The organism is Falsibacillus pallidus (assembly GCF_003350505.1).
Taxonomy (GTDB): domain Bacteria; phylum Bacillota; class Bacilli; order Bacillales; family DSM-25281; genus Falsibacillus; species Falsibacillus pallidus.
Genome location: NZ_QQAY01000010.1, coordinates 52,071 through 72,804, shown reverse-complemented (window position 1 = coordinate 72,804; position 20,734 = coordinate 52,071). Strand labels below are relative to the sequence as shown.

The 20,734-nt window shown below is 44.1% G+C and carries 22 protein-coding genes, 1 tRNA gene and 1 other annotated feature; of the genes, 3 read left to right on the top strand and 20 right to left on the bottom strand.

Annotated elements, in window-relative coordinates; genetic code table 11:
• Positions 1–110: 110 nt before the first annotated feature.
• From gap to rpoN, 4 genes are all read right to left on the bottom strand, one after another.
• Entirely contained in the window at positions 111–1,118 is a 1,008-nt protein-coding gene (gene gap, locus DFR59_RS14305; RefSeq protein WP_114746351.1) for a type I glyceraldehyde-3-phosphate dehydrogenase, read from the bottom strand.
• Positions 1,119–1,183: 65 nt separating this feature from the next.
• A complete protein-coding gene (locus tag DFR59_RS14300; RefSeq protein ID WP_114746350.1) occupies positions 1,184–2,206 on the bottom strand; it encodes a sugar-binding transcriptional regulator in 1,023 nt (340 codons plus the stop codon).
• A gap of 153 nt (positions 2,207–2,359) precedes the next feature.
• Positions 2,360–2,605 carry a glutaredoxin family protein gene (locus DFR59_RS14295; protein ID WP_114746349.1) on the bottom strand — a complete coding sequence of 82 codons (246 nt, stop codon included), beginning with the start codon at positions 2,603–2,605 and terminating at the stop codon, positions 2,360–2,362.
• Positions 2,606–2,620: 15 nt separating this feature from the next.
• The gene (gene rpoN, locus DFR59_RS14290) at positions 2,621–3,955 is read right to left on the bottom strand and encodes an RNA polymerase factor sigma-54 (RefSeq protein WP_114746348.1); all 1,335 of its coding nucleotides are present in this window, start codon (positions 3,953–3,955) and stop codon (positions 2,621–2,623) included.
• 134 nt (positions 3,956–4,089) lie between these two features.
• Here rpoN and DFR59_RS14285 point away from each other — a divergent pair, with 134 nt between their 5' ends.
• Positions 4,090–4,839, top strand: coding sequence for a serine hydrolase (locus DFR59_RS14285; RefSeq protein ID WP_114746347.1), 750 nt, complete (start codon positions 4,090–4,092; stop codon positions 4,837–4,839).
• Positions 4,840–4,875: 36 nt separating this feature from the next.
• Here the strand turns inward: DFR59_RS14285 and DFR59_RS14280 are convergent, their stop codons facing one another.
• The 3 genes from DFR59_RS14280 to DFR59_RS14270 all read right to left on the bottom strand — a co-directional run bounded on the left by DFR59_RS14280 (position 4,876) and on the right by DFR59_RS14270 (position 6,338).
• The gene (locus DFR59_RS14280) at positions 4,876–5,769 is read right to left on the bottom strand and encodes a hypothetical protein (RefSeq protein WP_114746346.1); all 894 of its coding nucleotides are present in this window, start codon (positions 5,767–5,769) and stop codon (positions 4,876–4,878) included.
• A 72-nt stretch (positions 5,770–5,841) separates the two neighbouring features.
• Positions 5,842–6,054 carry a hypothetical protein gene (locus DFR59_RS14275; protein ID WP_114746345.1) on the bottom strand — a complete coding sequence of 71 codons (213 nt, stop codon included), beginning with the start codon at positions 6,052–6,054 and terminating at the stop codon, positions 5,842–5,844.
• Between the two features lie 212 nt (positions 6,055–6,266).
• Positions 6,267–6,338, bottom strand: a tRNA-Arg gene (locus tag DFR59_RS14270).
• A gap of 302 nt (positions 6,339–6,640) precedes the next feature.
• On the opposite strand from DFR59_RS14270, the gene clpP reads away from it, so the two are divergent.
• Both clpP and metG read left to right on the top strand, forming a co-directional pair.
• Positions 6,641–7,240 (top strand): ATP-dependent Clp endopeptidase proteolytic subunit ClpP, encoded by a 600-nt coding sequence (gene clpP / locus DFR59_RS14265; protein WP_114746344.1) that lies wholly within the window; start codon positions 6,641–6,643, stop codon positions 7,238–7,240.
• A gap of 109 nt (positions 7,241–7,349) precedes the next feature.
• Positions 7,350–7,623, top strand: a binding site (T-box leader).
• Between the two features lie 59 nt (positions 7,624–7,682).
• Complete coding sequence (gene metG / locus DFR59_RS14260) at positions 7,683–9,320, top strand: methionine--tRNA ligase (RefSeq protein ID WP_114746343.1); 1,638 nt, start codon at positions 7,683–7,685, stop codon at positions 9,318–9,320.
• Between the two features lie 47 nt (positions 9,321–9,367).
• Here the strand turns inward: metG and DFR59_RS14255 are convergent, their stop codons facing one another.
• The 13 genes from DFR59_RS14255 to hisD all read right to left on the bottom strand — a co-directional run bounded on the left by DFR59_RS14255 (position 9,368) and on the right by hisD (position 20,733).
• The gene (locus tag DFR59_RS14255; protein WP_114746342.1) at positions 9,368–9,625 is read right to left on the bottom strand and encodes an HPr family phosphocarrier protein; all 258 of its coding nucleotides are present in this window, start codon (positions 9,623–9,625) and stop codon (positions 9,368–9,370) included.
• A gap of 42 nt (positions 9,626–9,667) precedes the next feature.
• Positions 9,668–10,621, bottom strand: coding sequence for a DNA-binding protein WhiA (whiA, locus tag DFR59_RS14250; RefSeq protein ID WP_114746341.1), 954 nt, complete (start codon positions 10,619–10,621; stop codon positions 9,668–9,670).
• Positions 10,622–10,663: 42 nt separating this feature from the next.
• Complete coding sequence (locus tag DFR59_RS14245; protein WP_114746340.1) at positions 10,664–11,647, bottom strand: gluconeogenesis factor YvcK family protein; 984 nt, start codon at positions 11,645–11,647, stop codon at positions 10,664–10,666.
• Positions 11,644–12,540 (bottom strand): RNase adapter RapZ, encoded by an 897-nt coding sequence (rapZ, locus tag DFR59_RS14240; RefSeq protein ID WP_114746339.1) that lies wholly within the window; start codon positions 12,538–12,540, stop codon positions 11,644–11,646. Before rapZ ends, DFR59_RS14245 begins: the two co-directional genes overlap by 4 nt.
• Positions 12,541–12,577: 37 nt before the next feature.
• Positions 12,578–13,036, bottom strand: coding sequence for an NUDIX hydrolase (locus tag DFR59_RS14235; protein ID WP_114746338.1), 459 nt, complete (start codon positions 13,034–13,036; stop codon positions 12,578–12,580).
• Between the two features lie 308 nt (positions 13,037–13,344).
• Entirely contained in the window at positions 13,345–14,292 is a 948-nt protein-coding gene (gene trxB, locus DFR59_RS14225; RefSeq protein WP_114746336.1) for a thioredoxin-disulfide reductase, read from the bottom strand.
• A 116-nt stretch (positions 14,293–14,408) separates the two neighbouring features.
• Entirely contained in the window at positions 14,409–15,914 is a 1,506-nt protein-coding gene (locus DFR59_RS14220) for a tetratricopeptide repeat protein (RefSeq protein WP_114746335.1), read from the bottom strand.
• A gap of 170 nt (positions 15,915–16,084) precedes the next feature.
• Positions 16,085–16,741, bottom strand: a complete 657-nt coding sequence (hisIE, locus tag DFR59_RS14215; protein ID WP_114746334.1) for a bifunctional phosphoribosyl-AMP cyclohydrolase/phosphoribosyl-ATP diphosphatase HisIE — start codon at positions 16,739–16,741, stop codon at positions 16,085–16,087.
• Positions 16,738–17,496, bottom strand: coding sequence for an imidazole glycerol phosphate synthase subunit HisF (gene hisF, locus DFR59_RS14210; RefSeq protein WP_114746333.1), 759 nt, complete (start codon positions 17,494–17,496; stop codon positions 16,738–16,740). Before hisF ends, hisIE begins: the two co-directional genes overlap by 4 nt.
• Entirely contained in the window at positions 17,493–18,227 is a 735-nt protein-coding gene (hisA, locus tag DFR59_RS14205; RefSeq protein ID WP_114746332.1) for a 1-(5-phosphoribosyl)-5-[(5-phosphoribosylamino)methylideneamino]imidazole-4-carboxamide isomerase, read from the bottom strand. Before hisA ends, hisF begins: the two co-directional genes overlap by 4 nt.
• Positions 18,224–18,862 carry an imidazole glycerol phosphate synthase subunit HisH gene (gene hisH, locus DFR59_RS14200; RefSeq protein WP_114746331.1) on the bottom strand — a complete coding sequence of 213 codons (639 nt, stop codon included), beginning with the start codon at positions 18,860–18,862 and terminating at the stop codon, positions 18,224–18,226. Before hisH ends, hisA begins: the two co-directional genes overlap by 4 nt.
• Positions 18,863–19,447 (bottom strand): imidazoleglycerol-phosphate dehydratase HisB, encoded by a 585-nt coding sequence (gene hisB, locus DFR59_RS14195; protein WP_114746330.1) that lies wholly within the window; start codon positions 19,445–19,447, stop codon positions 18,863–18,865.
• Between the two features lie 14 nt (positions 19,448–19,461).
• Positions 19,462–20,733 carry a histidinol dehydrogenase gene (hisD, locus tag DFR59_RS14190; RefSeq protein ID WP_114746385.1) on the bottom strand — a complete coding sequence of 424 codons (1,272 nt, stop codon included), beginning with the start codon at positions 20,731–20,733 and terminating at the stop codon, positions 19,462–19,464.
• Position 20,734: the final 1 nt, after the last annotated feature.

Below are 20,734 nucleotides of genomic sequence, written 5' to 3'. Positions count from 1 at the left end.
CCCTTTTATTATAGATGGTGGGCAAACATTTATCCATTTATAAGCGGATAAATGATGTCACATTTCATCAATTAGCATAACACTTTCGGGTTAAGCTGATACTTTATTGATTAAAGTCCTTGTTTTGCAATGTAAGAAACTAGGTCTACTACACGGTTAGAGTATCCAGTTTCGTTGTCATACCAAGAAAGAACTTTTACCATGTTGTCTTCAAGAACCATAGTGGACAAAGCATCGATAGTAGAAGATGCAGTGTTTCCGTTATAGTCGATGGATACAAGCGGCTCATCGCTGTATGCAAGGATTCCTTTAAGATCGCCTTCAGCTGCTTCTTTGAAAGCTGCATTGATTTCGTCAGCAGTTACGTTTTTATCCAACTCAGCAACCAAGTCTACTACAGAAACGTTTGGAGTTGGTACACGCATAGCCATACCGTTCAATTTGCCTTTAAGTTCAGGCAATACTAGAGATACTGCTTTCGCTGCACCAGTAGTAGTCGGGATGATGTTTTCTGCTGCTGCACGGGAACGACGGTAGTCTTTGTGCGGCAAGTCAAGGATTTGCTGATCGTTAGTGTATGAGTGAACAGTTGTCATCATACCGCGTTTGATGCCGAATTTTTCGTTCAATACTTTTGCAAATGGTGCAAGGCAGTTAGTCGTACAAGAAGCGTTAGAGATTACATGGTGGCTTCCTGCATCGTATTTGTCTTCATTAACACCCATAACAACAGTGATATCTTCGTTTGAAGCTGGTGCAGAGATGATAACTTTTTTAGCGCCTGCATCAAGGTGCTTCGCTGCATCTGCACGGTTTGTGAAGCGTCCAGTAGATTCTACTACTACTTCTACTCCAAGATCTCCCCAGCCAAGTTGTGCTGGATCGCGTTCAGCAAGAACTTTGATTTTTTTGTCGCCTACGATTAGGTAGTCGCCTTCAGCTGTTACTTTTTCAGAAAGCTTTCCATGAACTGTATCATATTGAAGCAAGTGAGCAAGCATATTTGCATCAGTCAAGTCGTTGACTGCCACTACCTCTACATCCGGGTTGTTTAAGCTAGCGCGGAATACGTTGCGTCCGATACGTCCAAATCCATTGATACCAATTTTAGTTGCCATGAAAATTTCCTCCTTAAAATATGTTAAGTATGTGTGAAATCTATTTAATCTATTTCAAAAGGGATTCACCCTTTTAAAAGCTCTTTCGCAGCGCCTTCATCTGTAATGAGGACAGATGCATGCGGTGCTCCTTTTAAGTATGCCTGAATGGCCTTAGCTTTTGATTTGCCTCCTGCCACTGCAATGACATGCTCGATTTTTTCAAGATCTTTCAGCTGGAGTCCGATGGTCATCACTTTGTGGACCACTTCTCCCTCTTGATTGAAGTAATACCCGAACGCTTCGCCGACTGCATTGGATTCAATGATCTCATCCATTGTTTCTGGCGGCGTCTTCCTTCTTTCAGCCATAGTAATAGCATCGCCAATTCCATGTAAAACCATGTTGGCTGATGAAATTAAATTTAGGACATCTTTAATGGCCGGCTCTGTCAAAAAGGATTTGTATACTTCCTTGCTTACTTGATCCGGTACATATAATACCCTGTGTCTGGCTCTTGTGTTTTCAGCCATTTTGGCGCAAATGGTATTGGCTTGATTATTTACATCTTCGCCAATCCCGCCCCTGGCCGGAACAAACAACAATTCTGAACTGGCAAAATCGGGTGTGAGCGTTTCAGCAACGGCTGCCATGGTGGTCCCGCCTGTTACAGCGATGATATTTTTTCCAATCAGGCGCTCTTTCATACTCTCAGAACAAGCTCTTCCTAATTCTTCTTTTACCCATGGGGTGCTGTCGCTGTCTCCGGGAACGATGACGACATCTTGAAGATTCATTCGCTTCTTCAACATTGCCTCCATTTCGTCTATACCCGATATCTCCCTCATCATGCCTTCCATTTCTTCCAGAATCATTTTTCCATCGAAAGTCGCGGTCATTCCGGACGCCTTTACATCAATCAAATTTTGATCTTTCAAAAATTCGACTTCTGCCCTCAGCACTCTTTCTGTCAAACCGAGCGTCTGAGCAAGGCTCCGTCTGCCTACCGGCTCCATAAAATGGATCGTTCTCAAGATGTGATAGCGTTTTTGCATAATGGATAGCAGGTCAGGCAATAATCTTTTTTGTATATCGATTAACGAATGCATTCACTAACTCCTTCATTTTCGATATTTCTTGATCAGTGGTTGGACTGTATATGTCCCGGTCAGACATATTATGTCCCACTTGATTCAAAAAAATATATCCCTGCTACAATTTACATTCTAACAGGGACGAAAACGCAATTCAACTAGGAAACCTCAAGATTTTTCATGTAAGCGGTTGCTTATCTCAAAAGGGTCAATTTGCCCATATTGAACGACTTCCCCATCCAATTCCACAACAGGAATCATCAATCCGAACCGCTCTGTCAGTTCATCACTTTCATCAATGTCGACCTCTACAATCTCCACATCCTCATGAAGATCTGCCACCAAGAGGAGCATTTCTTTCGCATCCCTGCATAAGGAACATTGATTTCTTGTATAAAAAATTAATTTCTTCACGGCTTTTCATTCCTTCTACTCATCAAATCGTTTCCGCTTGGAAGAAGCCGGGATTTGAAGCTGATCTCTATATTTCGCCACAGTCCTCCGAGACACCTTCAGCCCTTCTTCTTTTAAGCGGTCGGCAATCGCCTGGTCGGAAATGGGCGATTTTTTTTCCTCTCCATCAATCCATTCCTGAATGAGGTTTTTGACGGTGCTCGACGATGCATCCCCATCCTCATTTGTGGCGATTCCACTGGAAAAGAACGATTTCAATTCAAACGTCCCATAAGGCGTCTGGATATATTTCTCCCGTACTGCCCTGCTGACAGTGGACTCATGGACTTCAATCTCTTCCGCCACCTGCTTCATGGTGAGCGGCTTTAAATGCCTCGGACCTTTCAAGAAAAATTCGGTTTGAAGTTCGATCAGGGCTGTGCCTACCTTCAAAATCGTTTCCTGCCTTTGATATAGGCTCCTCATCAGAAACTGGTATTCCTGAAATTTATCCTTCAAAAAAGATTTTACACCTTTGTCCTTATACTTTTCCATTTCATCATAGTACTCTTTCTGGAAAATTAACTGAGGAATCGATGAATCGTGATGCCTCAATTGGATCTGCCCTTCCTTCACTTCTACGATCAATTCCGGAATGATATAGATGGACGATTGAGTCCCATATTCTGCTGCCGGCCTCGGCGTCAATGTTTGAATGAAATCGGAGACTGCCTGGATTTCTTTTAAACTGCAAGAAAGCTTCGAGGCGATGTCCTTCCACTTCCGATCAGCGAATTCCTGAAAGTGATGCAGCAAGATTTTCTCTGTCCATTGAGGGGCATCTTCTCTTCTCATCACCTGCAGCAGCAGGCATTCCTGAAGATTCCTCGCCCCTACACCTGCAGGATCAAGGCTCTGTATTTGTGTGAGAAGCTTTTCTACTTCCTCCACTGGTGCAGCTGCTTCACGGGCTATTTCATCTGTAGAAGCAGTCAGATACCCATTGGCATCCAAATTATATAATAGAAGATCAAAAATCTGTTTTTCTTCAAATGTCAGCGTTTTCATAATTAACTGTGAAAAAAGATGTTCTTGCAGGGTATCCGGCTTCTGTGCCACGCGTTCGAGCCATTCCTGCTTCGTTTTATTTGGTTGTGCGATTCGATTCGTTCTGATGCGGTCGGAGCGGGGGTCCATCAGCTGAACGTTCGGGGATTCCAGTCCGATCAACGGATTCTCCATCACCTTTTGTTCAAGGAACGAAAAAAGCTCCTGTGTGGAATACTGCAGAAGCGCAATCGCCTGAGACAATTCCTGCGTCATATTCAGCTTCAGCGACTGCTGCTGCCACAAACCTGCTTTCAAATTCATCTACTTCACCCCATCTTCCATTTTACAATAGTTCTTGGGATGTATGAATGGAAAATATGTGGAAAGATCAATGTGGTAAAATTTAAAAGAATACCAAAATTGCGTAGATAATGAAGATATGTAGGTGAATAGCATTGAATAAAGTAATTGATAAATTAAGAGAAATAGAAATTGGAGAAATCGGTATAGTAGTATTTTCTACTAAAGAACAGAACTATGCAGCTTCTTTTAATAGCAGCCTCTTAGTCCCGCTGGCATCAGCAGCAAAAACAGCAATAGGCTTTTGTGTGGCAAAATGGGTCGAAGAAGGATTGGTCAAGTGGGATGACATAGTGGAAGAAGTATCATTTAACCCAAATGAAGACAGCAAGGAGCTTTATCCTCATTTTCAAAAAAGAACCTCTCTTCCTTTACGGGAGGCAGTGGAAGTGATGATCGCTTGCCACGATAGCTATGTGGCTAAATGTGTAGTGAATTTTTGCGGCGGATGGGAAAAAGTAAATGAAACCATTCAAACCTATTATCCTTCCATACATGTGACTGAAAATCCAAGAGATGTTCTAAATAAGGGCCAGCTCGATCAAATGCTCGCCGTAATGATAGACATCTATGAAGGATACAAGAAACAGCCTCTCATATGGACTCCGATCATAAATGGGCTGGTGAGGCAAAAGGGAGACATTGCTGATATCCCAACACACCACCTAAACCATATGACAGGCGGCTTAGGAACTGCTTCAATTGATATTGGAATACTAGGCGACTTCAATGAGGATCCTTATATATTTGCTCTGGGGGCTGTTAACTTGCCTAATCGGTTTGAGAACCATGATGCAGATAACAAGATGATGGAGGGTATGGGGTTGCTTTACAAATCTATATAACAATAGTGAAACTGACTAAACTAAATACCTTAGGAGCTAAAGTCCTTCCTTTACTACATCTCGAATATCAACCAGATAAACATCCTTTTTAGACACTAAAAACAGCCTGTGCTTCCGTCCTACTGCAAATTCATAGTGAATAACCTCATTGATTTCATTCACAGGAAGATAGCTGTGAACTGCCCCAGTTTGTAATGAATAATGGTGAATTTGTCCTTTATCCATATAGCCATGTGCAAATAGGATATGTTCTTTCCATATTGAGAAAGCGTGACTTCCTACGATTGGAGGCTCATTCATTTGTTTCTGGTTGAACAATTCAAAATCGGTCTTGTTATGTAGCGCCAGAAGAGGAAAATCCAAATAATAATATAAATAAATAGTATTATTTGAGCAGACATTCATAGCATAACAATCATCGATGAAAGGAATTGTATTATTAGTAGGGTTTTGGGTAAATTTCGCAAAATCAAATAATGGGGTTCCTTCGCTGTCAAAGCAAAGCAATCCACTTTTTCCGATAGATTTACCAAAGACTCCTTCATCAAAATAGCTGGTCCAAATATCGCCATTCTTGCTAGTTTGGACATCGCTAATCCCATCACCCATATTAAAGGAATTGATTAAATTTGAATTCTTATCGTAAATAAATCCATTATGCATTCTATCACTATTTACTCGGGGACTTACAAGCAACCAATAATCCCCTAAAGGCTGCGCATAGCTGAAAGACTTTTTTGCAGGAGGAAAGATTATTTCCTCTACTCCCCCTTCTGTTACATGAAAAATGGAGTAATTGTATATTCCGGACTCATTAGTCTTTGTTAGCAGGATCAAATTCCCATCATAATCAACACACAAATTAAAATCGTCATATTTCCCCGCTATTCTATCAATATTACATTTATGAGTTGCTGGTAGATGGTTCACGATCGATCACCTATTTCTAAAGAAGTTGAGATAAAAATAGTACAATATTTGTAAAGTGCTTTCTTAATACTATTAAGAAATCTTATTTTGTTTAAAAAGATAAACAACACCCATTATAAAAATTATGATTAAAGGAAAAACCATACTAAAGTTAAGATATTTATACCAATGTGTATAATATTCACCTTCTAGTTTATCCACATATGAAATCAAGCTGCACATAGCAATTAAGATCGATAAGCCAGCTAAACCAATTGATATAATAATGAAACCTGCTAACTTCATATTCCCCCTCCTATATTTATCGCTAGTTAATTTTATTTCAGCGATTTGTAAATATTACCCATGCCAATATTCATAGTATACTACTTTATCAGGAAGAGCAGGTGCATAATCAGTTTTTCCTTGATACCTTTTGGTTGATACTCAATTTTCAATTGAAACAAAAAAAGACCCCATGTCTGCTGATTAACTCAACAAACATAAGGTCTTTGGTACGCCCTCGGCAGGAATCGAACCCACATCTCAAGAACCGGAATCTTACGTGCTATCCGTTGCACCACGAGGGCATGTCTAAAACGTCATGCTTTAATATTATAATTCAGAAAATGCCCCATTGCAACCTGTTTTCCTGTTTAAAAAAATCATGGCCAGGGTATGATGGATAAGGAGTTTTCAATTTTGATCCACGCATAGGAGAAAAGCATCACGTATGGAAATAAGGGATGAAACCACTTCCAAATTGTCGAAAAAAACAGGAGTGTTTCGTTTGACCTTAATTGACCATCAGTGTATGATTACAGTACATAAGTTTTACAGCTGAGGAAAAATATTTTCCTTCAGTGGATTGTATACTAAAGGAGGAACTTACATGAATTTAATTCCTACGGTTATTGAGCAGACAAACCGCGGTGAACGCGCGTATGACATTTATTCCCGTCTTTTGAAAGACCGCATCATCATGCTTGGAAGCGCGATCGATGATAACGTAGCTAACTCCATTGTAGCACAGCTGCTATTCTTGGAAGCTGAAAACCCTGAGAAAGACATTTCCATCTACATCAACAGCCCTGGCGGAAGCATCACTGCTGGTATGGCGATCTACGATACAATGCAATTCATCAAACCAAAAGTATCCACGATCTGTATCGGTATGGCCGCTTCTATGGGAGCATTCCTTTTAGCCGCTGGTGAAAAAGGCAAGCGCTATGCATTGCCAAATGCTGAAGTCATGATCCATCAGCCACTTGGCGGTGCACAAGGGCAAGCGACTGAAATCGAAATCGCTGCGAAGCGCATCCTTTTCCTTCGCGAAAAATTGAACCAAATCCTTTCAGACCGCACTGGCCAGCCGCTTGATGTCATCTCAAAAGATACAGACCGCGATAACTTCATGACTGCTGAAAGAGCGAAAGAATATGGTTTGATCGATCAAATTATTACACGCAACGAAATGGACACCAAAAAATAATTAATTGCTGTAAGGACCGCCCCACTTGTTGGGACGGTCCTTTTTAATGTCTTCGTAAAAGTATATTGACATCCAAAACCCAATTCATTAATATATTGATAATTACCAAATAAAAGCATTGAAGAGAAAAAGTAAAATGATCTTGTTTTTCACCAGAGAGCTTCGGCAGCTGAAAAGAAGCAAAAACAGTCATTTGAACAATGGTCTCTGAGCTTCGTACTGAACGTACTTTTGTATAAGTAGGATACGACGGGATTTGGCACTCGTTATTAATGCCACAGTATAAGAGTTGCATCAAAAACTCCGTACTTGTCGAGGCAGATGGTGTGAACCATTTGCGAATTAAGGTGGTACCGCGTGGATATTCAAACCCCGCCCTTAGCTATTACAGTTAAGGCGGGTTTTTTTGTATTTTCAAAAATAAATTCTGGGGGTTTTATTGATGAGTATTTTTATTGGGGGAGCATGGGCGTATGCCAACGGCTCACTGCATTTAGGCCACATTTCAAGTTTATTGTCCGGGGATATCCTGGCTAGATACTATCGGCAAAAGGGAGAAGATGTTCTTTATGTATCAGGGAGTGACTGCAATGGGACACCGATTACTGTCCGAGCAAGACAGGAAGGCGTCGCACCAAATGTGATTGCGGACCGCTACCATAGTGAATTTGAAGATTGCTTCTCAAGTCTGGGGTTTTCCTATGATGTCTATACGAGGACGGATACGGAGCACCACCACCGCCATGTGCAAGAGATTTTCTTAGAATTACTGGAGAAAGGATTGATCTATAAAAAAGAAAGCGAGCAAACCTACTGCGACCATTGCGAGCAGTTTTTGCCTGACCGCTATGTGGAAGGAATCTGCCCCGTTTGCAAGAAACCTTCCCGAGGGGATCAATGCGACAACTGCTCAACCATCCTCGAACCGCTGGAACTGTTAGAGAGAAAATGCAAGATTTGCGGCCACGAACCTACAACACGGTCCACGGAGCATTTTTACTTCTCCCTAAGCTCTTTTCAAAATGTCCTGGAAACCTACACGCAGGAAGCAGACGACAACAATCGATGGCGGGACAACGCCATTTCGCTTACGAAGCGCTACCTCAAGGAAGGGCTGCAGGACCGAGCTGTTTCAAGGGATCTCCCGATTGGGGTCAGTGTCCCCGTTGAAGGATATGAGGAAAAGAAAATCTATGTATGGATTGAAGCAGTCTCAGGGTATTACACAGCAAGCAGGCTTAGGGCTGAACAGACGGGACAGGATGATTTCGCATTTTGGAATGCCTCCACTCGCTCCTATTACGTTCACGGGAAAGACAACATCCCTTTCCATTCGATTATTTGGCCCGCAATCCTTGCAGGTCTTGAGAAAGAACCATTGCCGACGCATATCGTTTCAAATGAGTATTTGACGCTGGAAAAGAAGAAGTTATCGACAAGCAAGAACTGGGCAGTCTGGGTTCCGGATATTTTAGAAAGATATGATCCCGACTCCATCCGGTACTTCCTGACAATTAACGCTCCAGAGAACAGGGATGCGGATTTTTCCTGGAAAGAATTCATCTACAGCCATAACAGCGAACTGTTGGGAGCATACGGAAACTTCGTCAACCGGACATTGAAGTTTATCGAAAAGTCGTTTGACGGCGTAATTCCTGACAATAACATCACTTCTTCCATTCAGGAGAAAGTTTCTGAATTATACGAAGAGGTGGGCCGCTGTATCGAAACGACAGCCTTCAAACAAGGATTGGAGAAATCATTCGAACTCGTCCGTTTTTCAAATAAATATTTTGATGAGCGGCAGCCGTGGACCCAGGTTAAGGATGATCCAGAGGAATGCCGCCAAACCTTGGCAGACTGCGTTTATCTTATTGCTAATTTAGCAAACATCCTGACTCCTTTCCTTCCTTTTTCAAGCGAAAAAGTTAAGAAGCTTATCCGTGCTGAAGTCACCGGATGGAATCCATTCGTGATAAACTCGCAGACACTCTCAAAAGTAGAGCCGCTGTTTGAGCGGATTGATACAGCTAGAATAGACGAAGAACTTGCCAGATTAAATGAGCAATTATTGAAATAATGAAAAAACCCTTTCTTGTCCGAAAGGGTTTTCATTTTGTCCTATTATTAATTTTCGTCTTCTACGAATCGGACCAAGCGCTCAACTGCATCTGCCTCATCGCTTCCGTCAGCACTCAATGTGATGACAGCTCCTGCATTAACAGCAAGGCTCATCAATCCCATGATGCTCTTTGCGTTAACCTTTTTATTGTCTTTTGCCAGGAAGATTTCCGAACTGAATCGGTTGGCTTCCTGGACAAACAGCGCTGCAGGACGCGCCTGCAGGCCGGATTTCAATTTGACTTCCACTGTTTTTTCAATCATAACAATTCCTCCCCATCGTTTCCCTTTGTTTTTATATTCAAGTTAACGCTTTGCTGATACAGATTCCCCTGCGCGCAGTTTTTCTGCGATCTCATCAATCTTGCGCAGCCTATGGTTGATGCCGGATTTACTGATGGTCCCCCCGGAGACCATTTCTCCAAGCTCCTTCAGGGTGACATCCTGATAGTTGACGCGAAGCTCGGCAATCTCCCTTAATTTATCAGGAAGGATTTGTAGTCCGACGGTCCTGTCGATGAACTGGATATTTTCCACTTGCCTTAGTGCCGCTCCGATCGTCTTATTCAGATTGGCTGTTTCGCAGTTTACAAGGCGGTTCACTGAATTCCTCATATCCCTGACAATCCTTACATCCTCAAAGCGGAGCAAAGCATTGTGGGCACCGACGATATTCAGAAACTCCGTGATCTTTTCTGCTTCTTTTAAATAAGTAATGAATCCTTTTTTTCTCTCAAGCGTTTTGCTGTTCAAGCCGAAGCTGTTCATCAGCTCGCTCAGCGAATCGTTATGTTCACTGTATAAAGAAAAAATCTCAAGGTGATAGGAAGATGTCTCCGGGTTGTTGACCGATCCCCCTGCCAGAAAAGCCCCTCTCAAATAGGAACGCTTGCAGCATTTCTTTTTAATCAGGTCTGGGGAAATATCATGTACAAAGGAAAACCCTTCACCTAAGATCTTCAAGTCTTCCAGTATTTCTTTGGCTCCATCCTTGATGCGTACAATGTATACATTGTTTTTCTTGAGCCTCATTTTTTTCCGTACCAGCAATTCAACCGTCACTTCATAATTTTTCTTTATCAAAATATAAATGCGGCGTGCAATTGCTGCGTTTTCTGTCTGGATATTCAGCACCAGAAGCCGGTTGGAAAATGACAGCGAGCCATTCATCCGGATCAGTGCTGACAGCTCTGCTTTTGCACAGCAATCCTTCACTTCAATATTCGTCAATTCTTTCTTCGTTTCGGATGCAAATGACATCTCCTCACCTCCTCTTTCCAAACAACCGCTTGCACAACCATATTATGGGTGGGCAATAGATTGCTGTTCATCCTCCAGCAAGGAGTAAATGATTTTTGCTACTTTTTCTGTATCATGACGAATGACATCGTCTGTATAAGAAATGATGCGGTCATAGATTACATTCAAGCCCATTTTCATGAGTTTTTCCACATCATAGATGACAGGTTTGGCCTGCTCTTCCGTATAGCGGTTTTGAATGCTGGACGGAACGCCTTCGTTATTGACCAGGATCGTATCAATGAAACTACAGTTCATATGGTCATAGATGGCTTTCACATGGTCGCTCGCAGTGAAATTCAAGGTCTCGCCCGCCTGCGTCATCAGGTTGCATATATAGACCTTCTTTGCTTTCGAGCGGCAGACTTCTTCACCAAGTCCCGGGACAAGCAGGTTGGGAAGGATGCTCGTATACAGGCTTCCCGGCCCAATCACGATAATATCGGCCTGGCGGATGGCATCCAATGTTTCAGACAGCGGAAGGACATATTCCGGAGTCAAAAATACCCGGTCGATCCTCTTCCCTGCTTTAGGAATTTTGGATTCACCCTTAACGACAGTGCCGTCTTCCATGATCGCATTCAGTTCAACAGGCTGATTTGCTGCCGGCAGCACTTTCCCGCGCACTTTCAGGACCTTGCTCATTTCCTGGATCGCATGGACGAAATCTCCTGTGATGGATGTGAGGGCAGCAATGATCAAATTCCCAAGCGAATGTCCGGAAAGCTCATTGGATGTCCTGAACCGGTGCTGAAACATTTCTTCAATCAGCGGCTCTACATCCGATAGAGCTGCCAGTACATTACGGATATCTCCGGGTGGAGGAATTTCGAGATCCTCCCGCAGACGGCCGGAGCTCCCTCCGTCGTCCGCCACAGTTACGACTGCCGTGATATCTACGGGATATTTCTTCAAACCCCGTAAGAGGACGGGCAATCCTGTGCCGCCCCCGATAATCACCACTTTAGGCTGATTCTTTTTTTTCATGATGTCTGTCCCTTTCTCCTATCGATGTCACGATGAGAGATCCTTGTGTTGTAATCGCTCTGGAAGAAATGCCCGATATGCTCTGCCAATGCAACAGACCTGTGCTGGCCGCCTGTACAGCCGATGCCGACCACAAGCTGGGCCTTCCCTTCCCGCTTATAATGAGGAAGCATAAATCCTAATAAATCCGTCACTTTTTCAATGAACTTCTGGGTCTCCGTCCATTTAAGGACATAAGTGGAAACCTCTTCATCCAATCCCGTCTTCGGACGCATATGGTCTATATAATGAGGGTTTGGAAGAAATCGAACATCGAACACAAGATCTGCATCAATCGGAATTCCATGTTTGAACCCGAATGACATGACATTTACGGTGAAAATCGTCTTCTTGTCAGAAGAATATTCCGTTAAAATCTTTTCACGGAGCTCACGAGGCTTCATGACAGATGTATTGTAGATTGTTTGAGCTCTCCCTTTTAATTCCTCCAAGAGATCTCTTTCCTGCTTGATGCCTTCTAAAGGCAGCCCGGATGGAGCAAGAGGATGGGATCTTCGCGTTTCTTTATATCTTCTGACTAAAGAAGAATCATCCGCTTCAAGGAAAAGGATCTGTGGTGCAACCCATGAAGTCTCCGCCAAATCATCAAGCGCCTTGAACAGGTGGTCGAAAAACTCGCGCCCCCTTAAATCCATGACAAGCGCCACTTTATTCATTTTATTGCCCGATTCTTTCATGAGTTCCAAAAACTTCGGCAAGAGGGTCGGCGGAAGGTTATCCACGCAGAAAAACCCTAAGTCTTCAAAACTTTGAATCGCCACCGTTTTTCCCGCACCCGACATTCCCGTGATGATGACTAATTGCACATCATTGGCAGAAGCACCTGTATTCATGCTTATTCTCCCCCTCAAAACTTTTCTCTATCTATCCTTAGTTCGGATCCAGCCTGTATGAAATCAGCTTAAAATCCGGTGTATACGTAAATCTTCCATAGATCATTCCAGTTCCATGGATGCAGTAATCCAAAATATGAAAATCACCTTCAGCCATCGGGAGTTCCTTGATTGCCTCAATCGAGTGCCACTCAAGGGTACCTTCTTCGGACTGCTTCAGATTCACACCATCGCTCTCTTTTGCGAGGAACGTGAACATCATCCATTCCGATTTTATTTCATCCCCGTCTTTGATGACAAAGGTAAATATTCCTTTAACACTGGGGTTCTTTAAATAGACGCCTGTCTCTTCGCGGAATTCCCGGATGACAGAATCCTTGATAGTCTCCCCGGACTCCATTTTCCCTCCCGGAGCAACCCACCAGCCCCGGCTTGGTTTTTGCAATAACAATACTTGGTCCCCTTTTAAAAGGACACAATTGGTCACTCGCTGCATGAACTCACCTCAAAACCTGTTTTATCATATTGCCGTTCATCTATATCTATTCATTATACTATGTTTCATGGTCCTGCACAAAAGAGCTTTACCTGAAAAAAAGACAAAAAAAGAGCACAAGGATAAACCTTGTGCAAAAAAGGGATATATTAAAAAGGGGGTCAATTTCAATCTAGTTATAGTATACCCCACGATTATTGCAGGACTGTTACAGCATGGTTAAAACCCAATGACGAATTAGTAAAAAATGGACTTGACCTATGTCATATTTGAAATGGATAAGCTATCAGATCCGTGCAATCCCTTAATTACTTCGCCTTCAATTCCTCTATCAATTCCTCAACAAAATGCTGTGCGCTTTGAGCGGCGATGCTGCCGTCCCCTGTTGCTGTGACAATTTGGCGAAGCGTCTTCTCACGGACATCCCCGGCTGCAAAAATGCCTGGGACTTTCGTTTCCATGCGGTCATTCGTTTCAATGTATCCAGCCTCATTTGTAATCCCTAAGCCAGCAAAAGGTTTAGTCAATGGAACCATTCCGATGTAAATGAAAACACCGTCTGCTTTAAAGTCAACTTCTTCCCCATTTTCAGTGGAAACAAGCGTTACACTGCCGACTTTGCCGTTTTCTTCATTGATCTCTTTGATGGTATGATTCCAGATGAAATCGATCTTCTCGTTATCGAACGCGCGCTGCTGCAGGATTTTTTGTGCACGCAGCTCATCGCGGCGGTGAACGATGGTCACTTTATTCGCAAAGCGTGTCAAGTAGACTCCTTCTTCAACAGCGGAATCTCCTCCACCGATAACAACAAGGTTTTTGTTTTTAAAGAAAGCGCCGTCGCAGACTGCACAGTACGATACACCGCGTCCGCCCAATTCTTTTTCGCCTGGAACACCGATTTTTTTATATTCAGCACCCGGAGAAAGGATGACAGCACGTGCTTTATATTCCTTCGAACCCGCTTTTACGAGCTTATATTCTTTGCCATCGACGATTTCCTTGATATCGCCGTAAGCATATTCCGCACCGAATTTCTTCGCATGTTCAAACATTTTATTAGAAAGATCCGGACCAAGAATGTGGTCATATCCAGGATAGTTTTCCACTTCTTCCGTATTCGCCATTTGTCCGCCTGGAACGCCGCGTTCAATCATCAGCGTGCTCAAGTTGGCGCGTGAAGTATAAACTGCCGCCGTCATCCCTGCTGGGCCTGCTCCGACGATGATCACATCATAAATTTGTTCTTCACTCATTTTCAACACTCCTTGATTCCTCTATGTCCATGTATCACAATCCTAGTTCATAGGATGTAGTATTTCCTGTATAAACCTATCCTATAAGAGACGCCCATTTACGTCCAAAAATATGCTCAGCGAAGGTATTCCTCCAAAGCTTTCACATATTTCCTCAAAGTAGAGACTGAAATGCCAAAGGATTCCGCCAGATCTTTCTGGGGTTTCTTTGTATTACGAAGCTTTAGCCATAAGTATTCTACAGCCGCTGCACAACCATTAATATTCGAAAGCTCCACTTTTTGATTCAACATTTCTTGAAAAATCGAGAACCACATCAAGAAGAGTCCGGATTCCACCGGCCCCACAGGCTGATGCTTCTCGTAAAGCAGCTCAGCTGTATGATGGCCAACCCGTAAAAGTCCGGATAGCATATCCTTGCCTGCAGGCTTTTGAATGAAGGATAAATAGTTCATTTCCGCTGGAGAAAAATGAGTGAAGCTTCGGAATTCAGCATTAGACAAAATCGACGCCTGCTGCTTTGATACGGAAAGAAGGAACAAACCGAACCATCTTTCTTCCGCATAGGTGCTGCTCATTTTCTTCAACAATGAACTCGTATGGTCTTCATATCCGATTTCTTGGCTTTTTTCCGTATTCCAAGGTTCAAGCCCCTCTTTTTCCGGATTGAACTCAAGGACGATCTCCCATGCGGAATGCGCCGTTTTTGGGTGCCCCGTATGGTACGCCGCTTGAGACAGCCAATAATAGAATCCAGGATCCCCTTCGAATCCGACTTTTTGCAGCTTTTTCAGCCAAAAATAAGATTCTTCATACAATCCCAGCAAGGCAAATGTTGCACCAAGCTTATATTGGTGTTCCTGCATCATCGGCTTCACTTTCGTTAAACCGTCCACGATTTTCTCCAACTCGTCCCGTCGTCTCTGATAATACATAAAGACGGCCAAATTGCATAAAGCATGCAGGTTCCCCGGGCTTTTTTCTAAAACTTCTTCTAACACTTCAGATGTTTTATCCATTTCCCCCAGATAGAAATAGGCAAGGGCAAGATTATTGTAGGCAGACCAAAATTCAGGATAGGTCTCCACAACCTCCTGAAGAAGTTCAACCGCCCGTTGAAAATTCCCGGATTCCAAAAGATTGCGCGCCTCTTCCTGCTTCAGGATGAGTTCATCCTGCTCATGAAGGGAGTCGATCACTTCTTCTGCATCCATGCTGATCAATTCGATCAAGTCTTCGGCATCCTCAACAAACTCTCCGTCCTCATCCTTCTCTAAATATAGAACAGAATATTTATAGGCTTCTTTAAAGAACCCGATATGTGCATAATTGTTCGCCAAAAAATAATGGCACTCCGTCATATATGGATCTATTTCAACTGTTTGATGCAATAGATCATTGGACTCGCGGTACTCCCCGATCTCCGTCAGCACCATCGCCAACTGGAACATGATCATCGGCTCCAGCGGCTCCAGCTGCATCGCCCGTGACAAATATTTTTTTGCATTCGAAAGATCCCTGCGGTGAAAGGCCTTCAAGCCTTTATTAAAGTAGTACTCACCAGTAGGAATAAAGGGTAATATTTTCGTTTTTTCATTTCTTGCTTTCGAGTCTTTTCTCATGAAAGTCCTCCAACCCCGTACATAGTTAACTTATGTAGTATATCACAGATAGAAAAAGACATTAACAGCCATTCGCCTGTTTTTGCAAAATAGCGGAAAGAAAATATTGTAAATTGGGTTGGATGAGAAGTTATATCAAAAGAAAAACACCCCGCCAAAGGGTGCCTCCTCTATTCCTGCTTCGACTTCTCTTCATGTCTCTTGGCCAAAACTTTCAGCACTTCATCAAATGCGAGGTCCTGTTCACGCAAGAGGACCATCACATGGTACAGCAGGTCTGCCGTTTCCCACTTAAGCTCTTCTTTGTCGCGATTTTTAGCCGCAATGATGACTTCTGATGCCTCTTCGCCGACTTTTTTCAAAATCTTATCTACGCCTTTTTCAAATAAGTAGGTCGTGTATGCGCCTTCTGGCCGTGTCTCTTCGCGTTCTTTGATCAGCTCTTCCAGCTTGGTCAAAATCTCAGCAGGCTGAATATCGCCCTCGACCTCGTCAATCGCTGACTTTTCTTCATATAAAGTCTCTTCGAAGCAGCTTGTCGTCCCTTTATGGCATGCCGGCCCATTCGGCAAAACCAGGACCACAAGGGCATCCTGGTCGCAGTCATATTTGATCTGGATGATGCGCTGCGTGTTGCCGCTCGTTTCCCCTTTGTGCCACAGCTCCTGTCTTGAACGGCTGAAGAACCAGGTTTCGCCGGTTTCGATGGATTTTTTCAAAGACTCTTCATTCATATAAGCGAGTGTCAGGACCTCTTTCGTCGATGCGTCCTGCACGATGGCTGGAACCAATCCTTTTTCATCATATTTAATGGATTCAATGGTCATCTCACGGCCACTCCTTTCTCCTTCAAGAATTGCTTGACTTGCTCAACGCTTGTTTCTTTATAGTGAAAAATTGATGCGGCTAATGCAGCATCTGCTTTGGCTTCATTAAAGACTTCCTCAAAATGCTGGGCGTTTCCAGCCCCGCCTGAAGCTATGACGGGTACAGAGACTGCCTCGCTCACTGCTTTTGTCAATGCGACATTGAACCCTGACTTCTCTCCGTCTGCATCCATGCTCGTCAATAGAATTTCGCCGGCTCCAAGTTCAACGGCTTTTTGTGCCCAGCCGACCACGTCCCAATCTGTGGCTTTCCGGCCGCCATGTGTGAAGACGCGCCATGTCCCAAGATTTTCATCATACTTTGCATCGATAGCGACAACGATGCATTGCCGTCCGAAATAGGCGGCACCTTCTGAGATCAATTCCGGATTCAAAAGAGCTGCGGTATTCAATGAAACTTTGTCCGCCCCTGCACGCAGAATCCGTTTCATATCTTCCAAGGAGCCGATCCCGCCGCCCACTGTAAATGGGATGGCCAATTGTGAAGCAACTTCCCGAACGACATCCGCCATTGTTTTCCTGCCTTCCTGGGATGCAGAAATATCGAGGAATACGAGTTCATCCGCCCCTTGCTCGTCATAGACTTTTGCAAGCTCGACCGGATCGCCGGCATCCCTTAATTCGAGGAACTGAACGCCTTTGACGACACGTCCTTCCTTCACATCGAGGCATGGAATGATTCTTTTTGTAATCACTTCGCCCCCACCTCTTTCAAGGCAGCACCTAAATCGATTCGATTAGTGTAGATTGCTTTCCCGATGATTGCTCCTGATACGCCTTTGTTCTCAAATTTCTTTAAGGCAAGCAAATCCTCAACAGAGCTGACTCCACCGGATGCGATAACGCTTTTTCCTGTTTCCGCCGCAAGGGCAGCGCATGTCTCAACATTTGGACCTGAAAGCATTCCGTCTGTTGCAATATCCGTGAAGATGAATGTTTCTGCCCCTGCATCTGCGAGCTCTTTTCCTATTTCAATCGCTTTGATTTTGGATGTTTCCAGCCAGCCGTGTGTCGCCACATATCCATCCTTCGCATCCAACCCGATTGCGATGCTTGCCCCGTATTTTTTTAGCCACGATTTCACAAGATCCGGATTGGTGACGGCCAGGCTTCCGATAATGACTCGATCCACACCGTTTTCCAGGTAGAAAGAAATATCATCCTCTGTACGGATTCCTCCTCCAACCTGCACCTTCACGTTCAATTTTTTTGCGGTCTGAATGACAAACGGATGATTCACCCGGCTTCCTTCTTTAGCACCGTCAAGGTCCACCATGTGGATCCATTCAGCACCTTGACCGGCAAATTGCTGAGCCATATCAAACGGGGAATCGCCGTAGACCGTTTCCTGATTGTAGTCGCCCTGGACAAGGCGGACGCACTTGCCGTTTCTCATATCGATTGCAGGATATAATGTAAAGCTCATGACTGACTCTCCTTTTCCAAAACAAGTTCCGTGAAATTTTTCAAAAGGGCCATCCCGAGACGGCTGCTTTTTTCCGGATGGAACTGCATGCCGTAGACGTTGTCTTTTTCCACCACTGCAGGCACCATTACACTGTATTGCGCAGATGCAATGAGGTCATTTTCATCTATACCATCTACAAAGTATGAATGGACAAAATAGACATTCTCTTCTTCAAGACCTTCCAACAGCTGCGAATCTCTTTTGAAAATCAGCTGATTCCATCCCATATGAGGAACTTTGAACGCTTCTCCCGCTTCATTTCGAGAAGGGATTTCCTTTACCGTCCCAGGTAAATATCCGAGTCCTTTAGAAAATCCGTTTTCTTCACTTTCTTCGAAAAGGAGCTGCATTCCGAGGCAGATGCCCAATAGAGGCTTGCCGGATTGGACGTATCCATCAAGGAAAGCCGCCAATCCAGTTTCTTTAAGTATGTGCATGGCATCCTTAAAGGAACCGACGCCCGGAAGGATTAAGCCATCCGCTGACTCAAGCTCCTCCCGCTTGCTGCTGATGAAATGCGGGACGCCGATCCGCTCGAGAGCTTTGTCGACGCTAAATAGGTTGCCCATCCCATAATCCACAATGCCGATCATTTATAACATTCCTTTCGTGGAAGGGACCCCCTTGACTCTCGGATCAATGGATGTCGCTTCATCCAAAGCCCTTCCAAGCGCTTTAAATACCGCTTCAATCATATGGTGTGTATTGCTTCCGTAATGAACGATGACATGAAGGTTCATCCTTGCCTCCAAGGCAAGCTTCCAGAGGAATTCATGGACAAGCTCCGTATCGAATGTGCCGACTTTTTGGCTTGGAAATTCTGCACGGACTTCGAGATGCGGACGGTTGCTTAAATCCACAACGACTTGAGCAAGGGCTTCATCCATCGGGACAAACGCATTCCCGTATCGCTTGATTCCCTTTTTATCGCCTAATGCTTCTTTTAAAGCATGTCCCAAACAGATGCCGATGTCTTCTGTCGTATGGTGGTCATCCACCTCTGTATCGCCATTGGCGTCGACATTCAAATTGAAATGTCCGTGCTTTGTAAAAAGATCAAGCATATGCGTCATGAACGGGACGCCTGTTGAAATTTCAGAAATCCCTTCGCCATCTAACTGCAATTCCAGCGATATATTCGTTTCATTCGTTTTTCGATCGATCGACGCTTTTCTCATTAGTCTGCAGCTCCCTATTCCTTTTTGAATCGTTCTTCTACTGCCCGCGCATGGGCTTCGAGTCCTTCAAGCCTTGCAAATGCAGCTATTTTTTCCGCGTTTTCTTCCAATGCTTTGCGGCTGTATGAAATAATGCTGGATTTTTTCATGAAGTCATCTACATTCAACGGACTTGAAAACCGTGCTGTCCCGTTTGTCGGAAGGACATGATTCGGTCCTGCAAAATAGTCCCCTACCGGCTCTGAACTGTATCGGCCAAGGAAAATGGCTCCCGCATTGCGGATTTGTCCGAGCAGTTCCATCGGTTCTTCGGTCATGATTTCCAGATGCTCCGGAGCGATGGAGTTAATGACTTCTATGGATTCTTGAAGGCTCTGCGTCAAATAAATGACACCGTAATCGTCAATGGCCTTTTGTGCGATTTCTTTGCGCGGCAGGCTTTCCAGCTGTTTCTGCACCTCTTTTGACGTTTCTTCGGCCAGTTCACGGGATTCTGTCACCAGGACGCTGCACGCGCGCATATCGTGCTCGGCTTGAGAAAGTAGGTCCGCTGCCACTTCGTTTGCTTTTGCTGTGGCATCTGCCAAGACCGCAATCTCGCTTGGACCTGCAATCATATCAATATCGACGTCGCCGAATACTTCCCGTTTCGCAAGGGCTACATATATGTTGCCTGGCCCGACAATTTTATCGACCGGCCGGATGGATTCTGTTCCGTAGGCAAGGGCTGCGATGGCCTGTGCTCCGCCTGTTTTATAGATTTCAGAGACGCCCGCTTCATTTGCCGCCACCAGCACCGCTGAAGGGATCTTCCCATTTTCATTCGGCGGTGTAGCCATGACAATTCTTTTGACCCCCGCCGTCTTTGCAGGAATGACATTCATCAAGACGGAGGATGGATAGGCCGCAGTCCCACCTGGAACATAGACGCCTGCTGAATCAAGCGGCGTCATTTTCTGGCCGAGTATGGTACCGGATTCATCCGTCATCATCCATGAATTCCGCACTTGTTTTTCATGAAAGCTCCTGATGTTTTGAATCGCTTCTCTTATAATCGAAATGATTTCCCCATCCATATTTTCATACGCTTCTGCTATTTCATCTTCTTTTACTCTCAGCTGATCCAGATCAGCTCCGTCAAATTTCTTCGTATATGTTAAAACTGCTGCATCCCCATTTTTCCGCACGTCGGAAAGGATGGACTGAACGGCTGCGCGCTGTTCCTCAGTTCCGCTGTCGATTGAACGCTTAATCGAGATGGTTTCAGTTACAGGTACAATTTTCAAT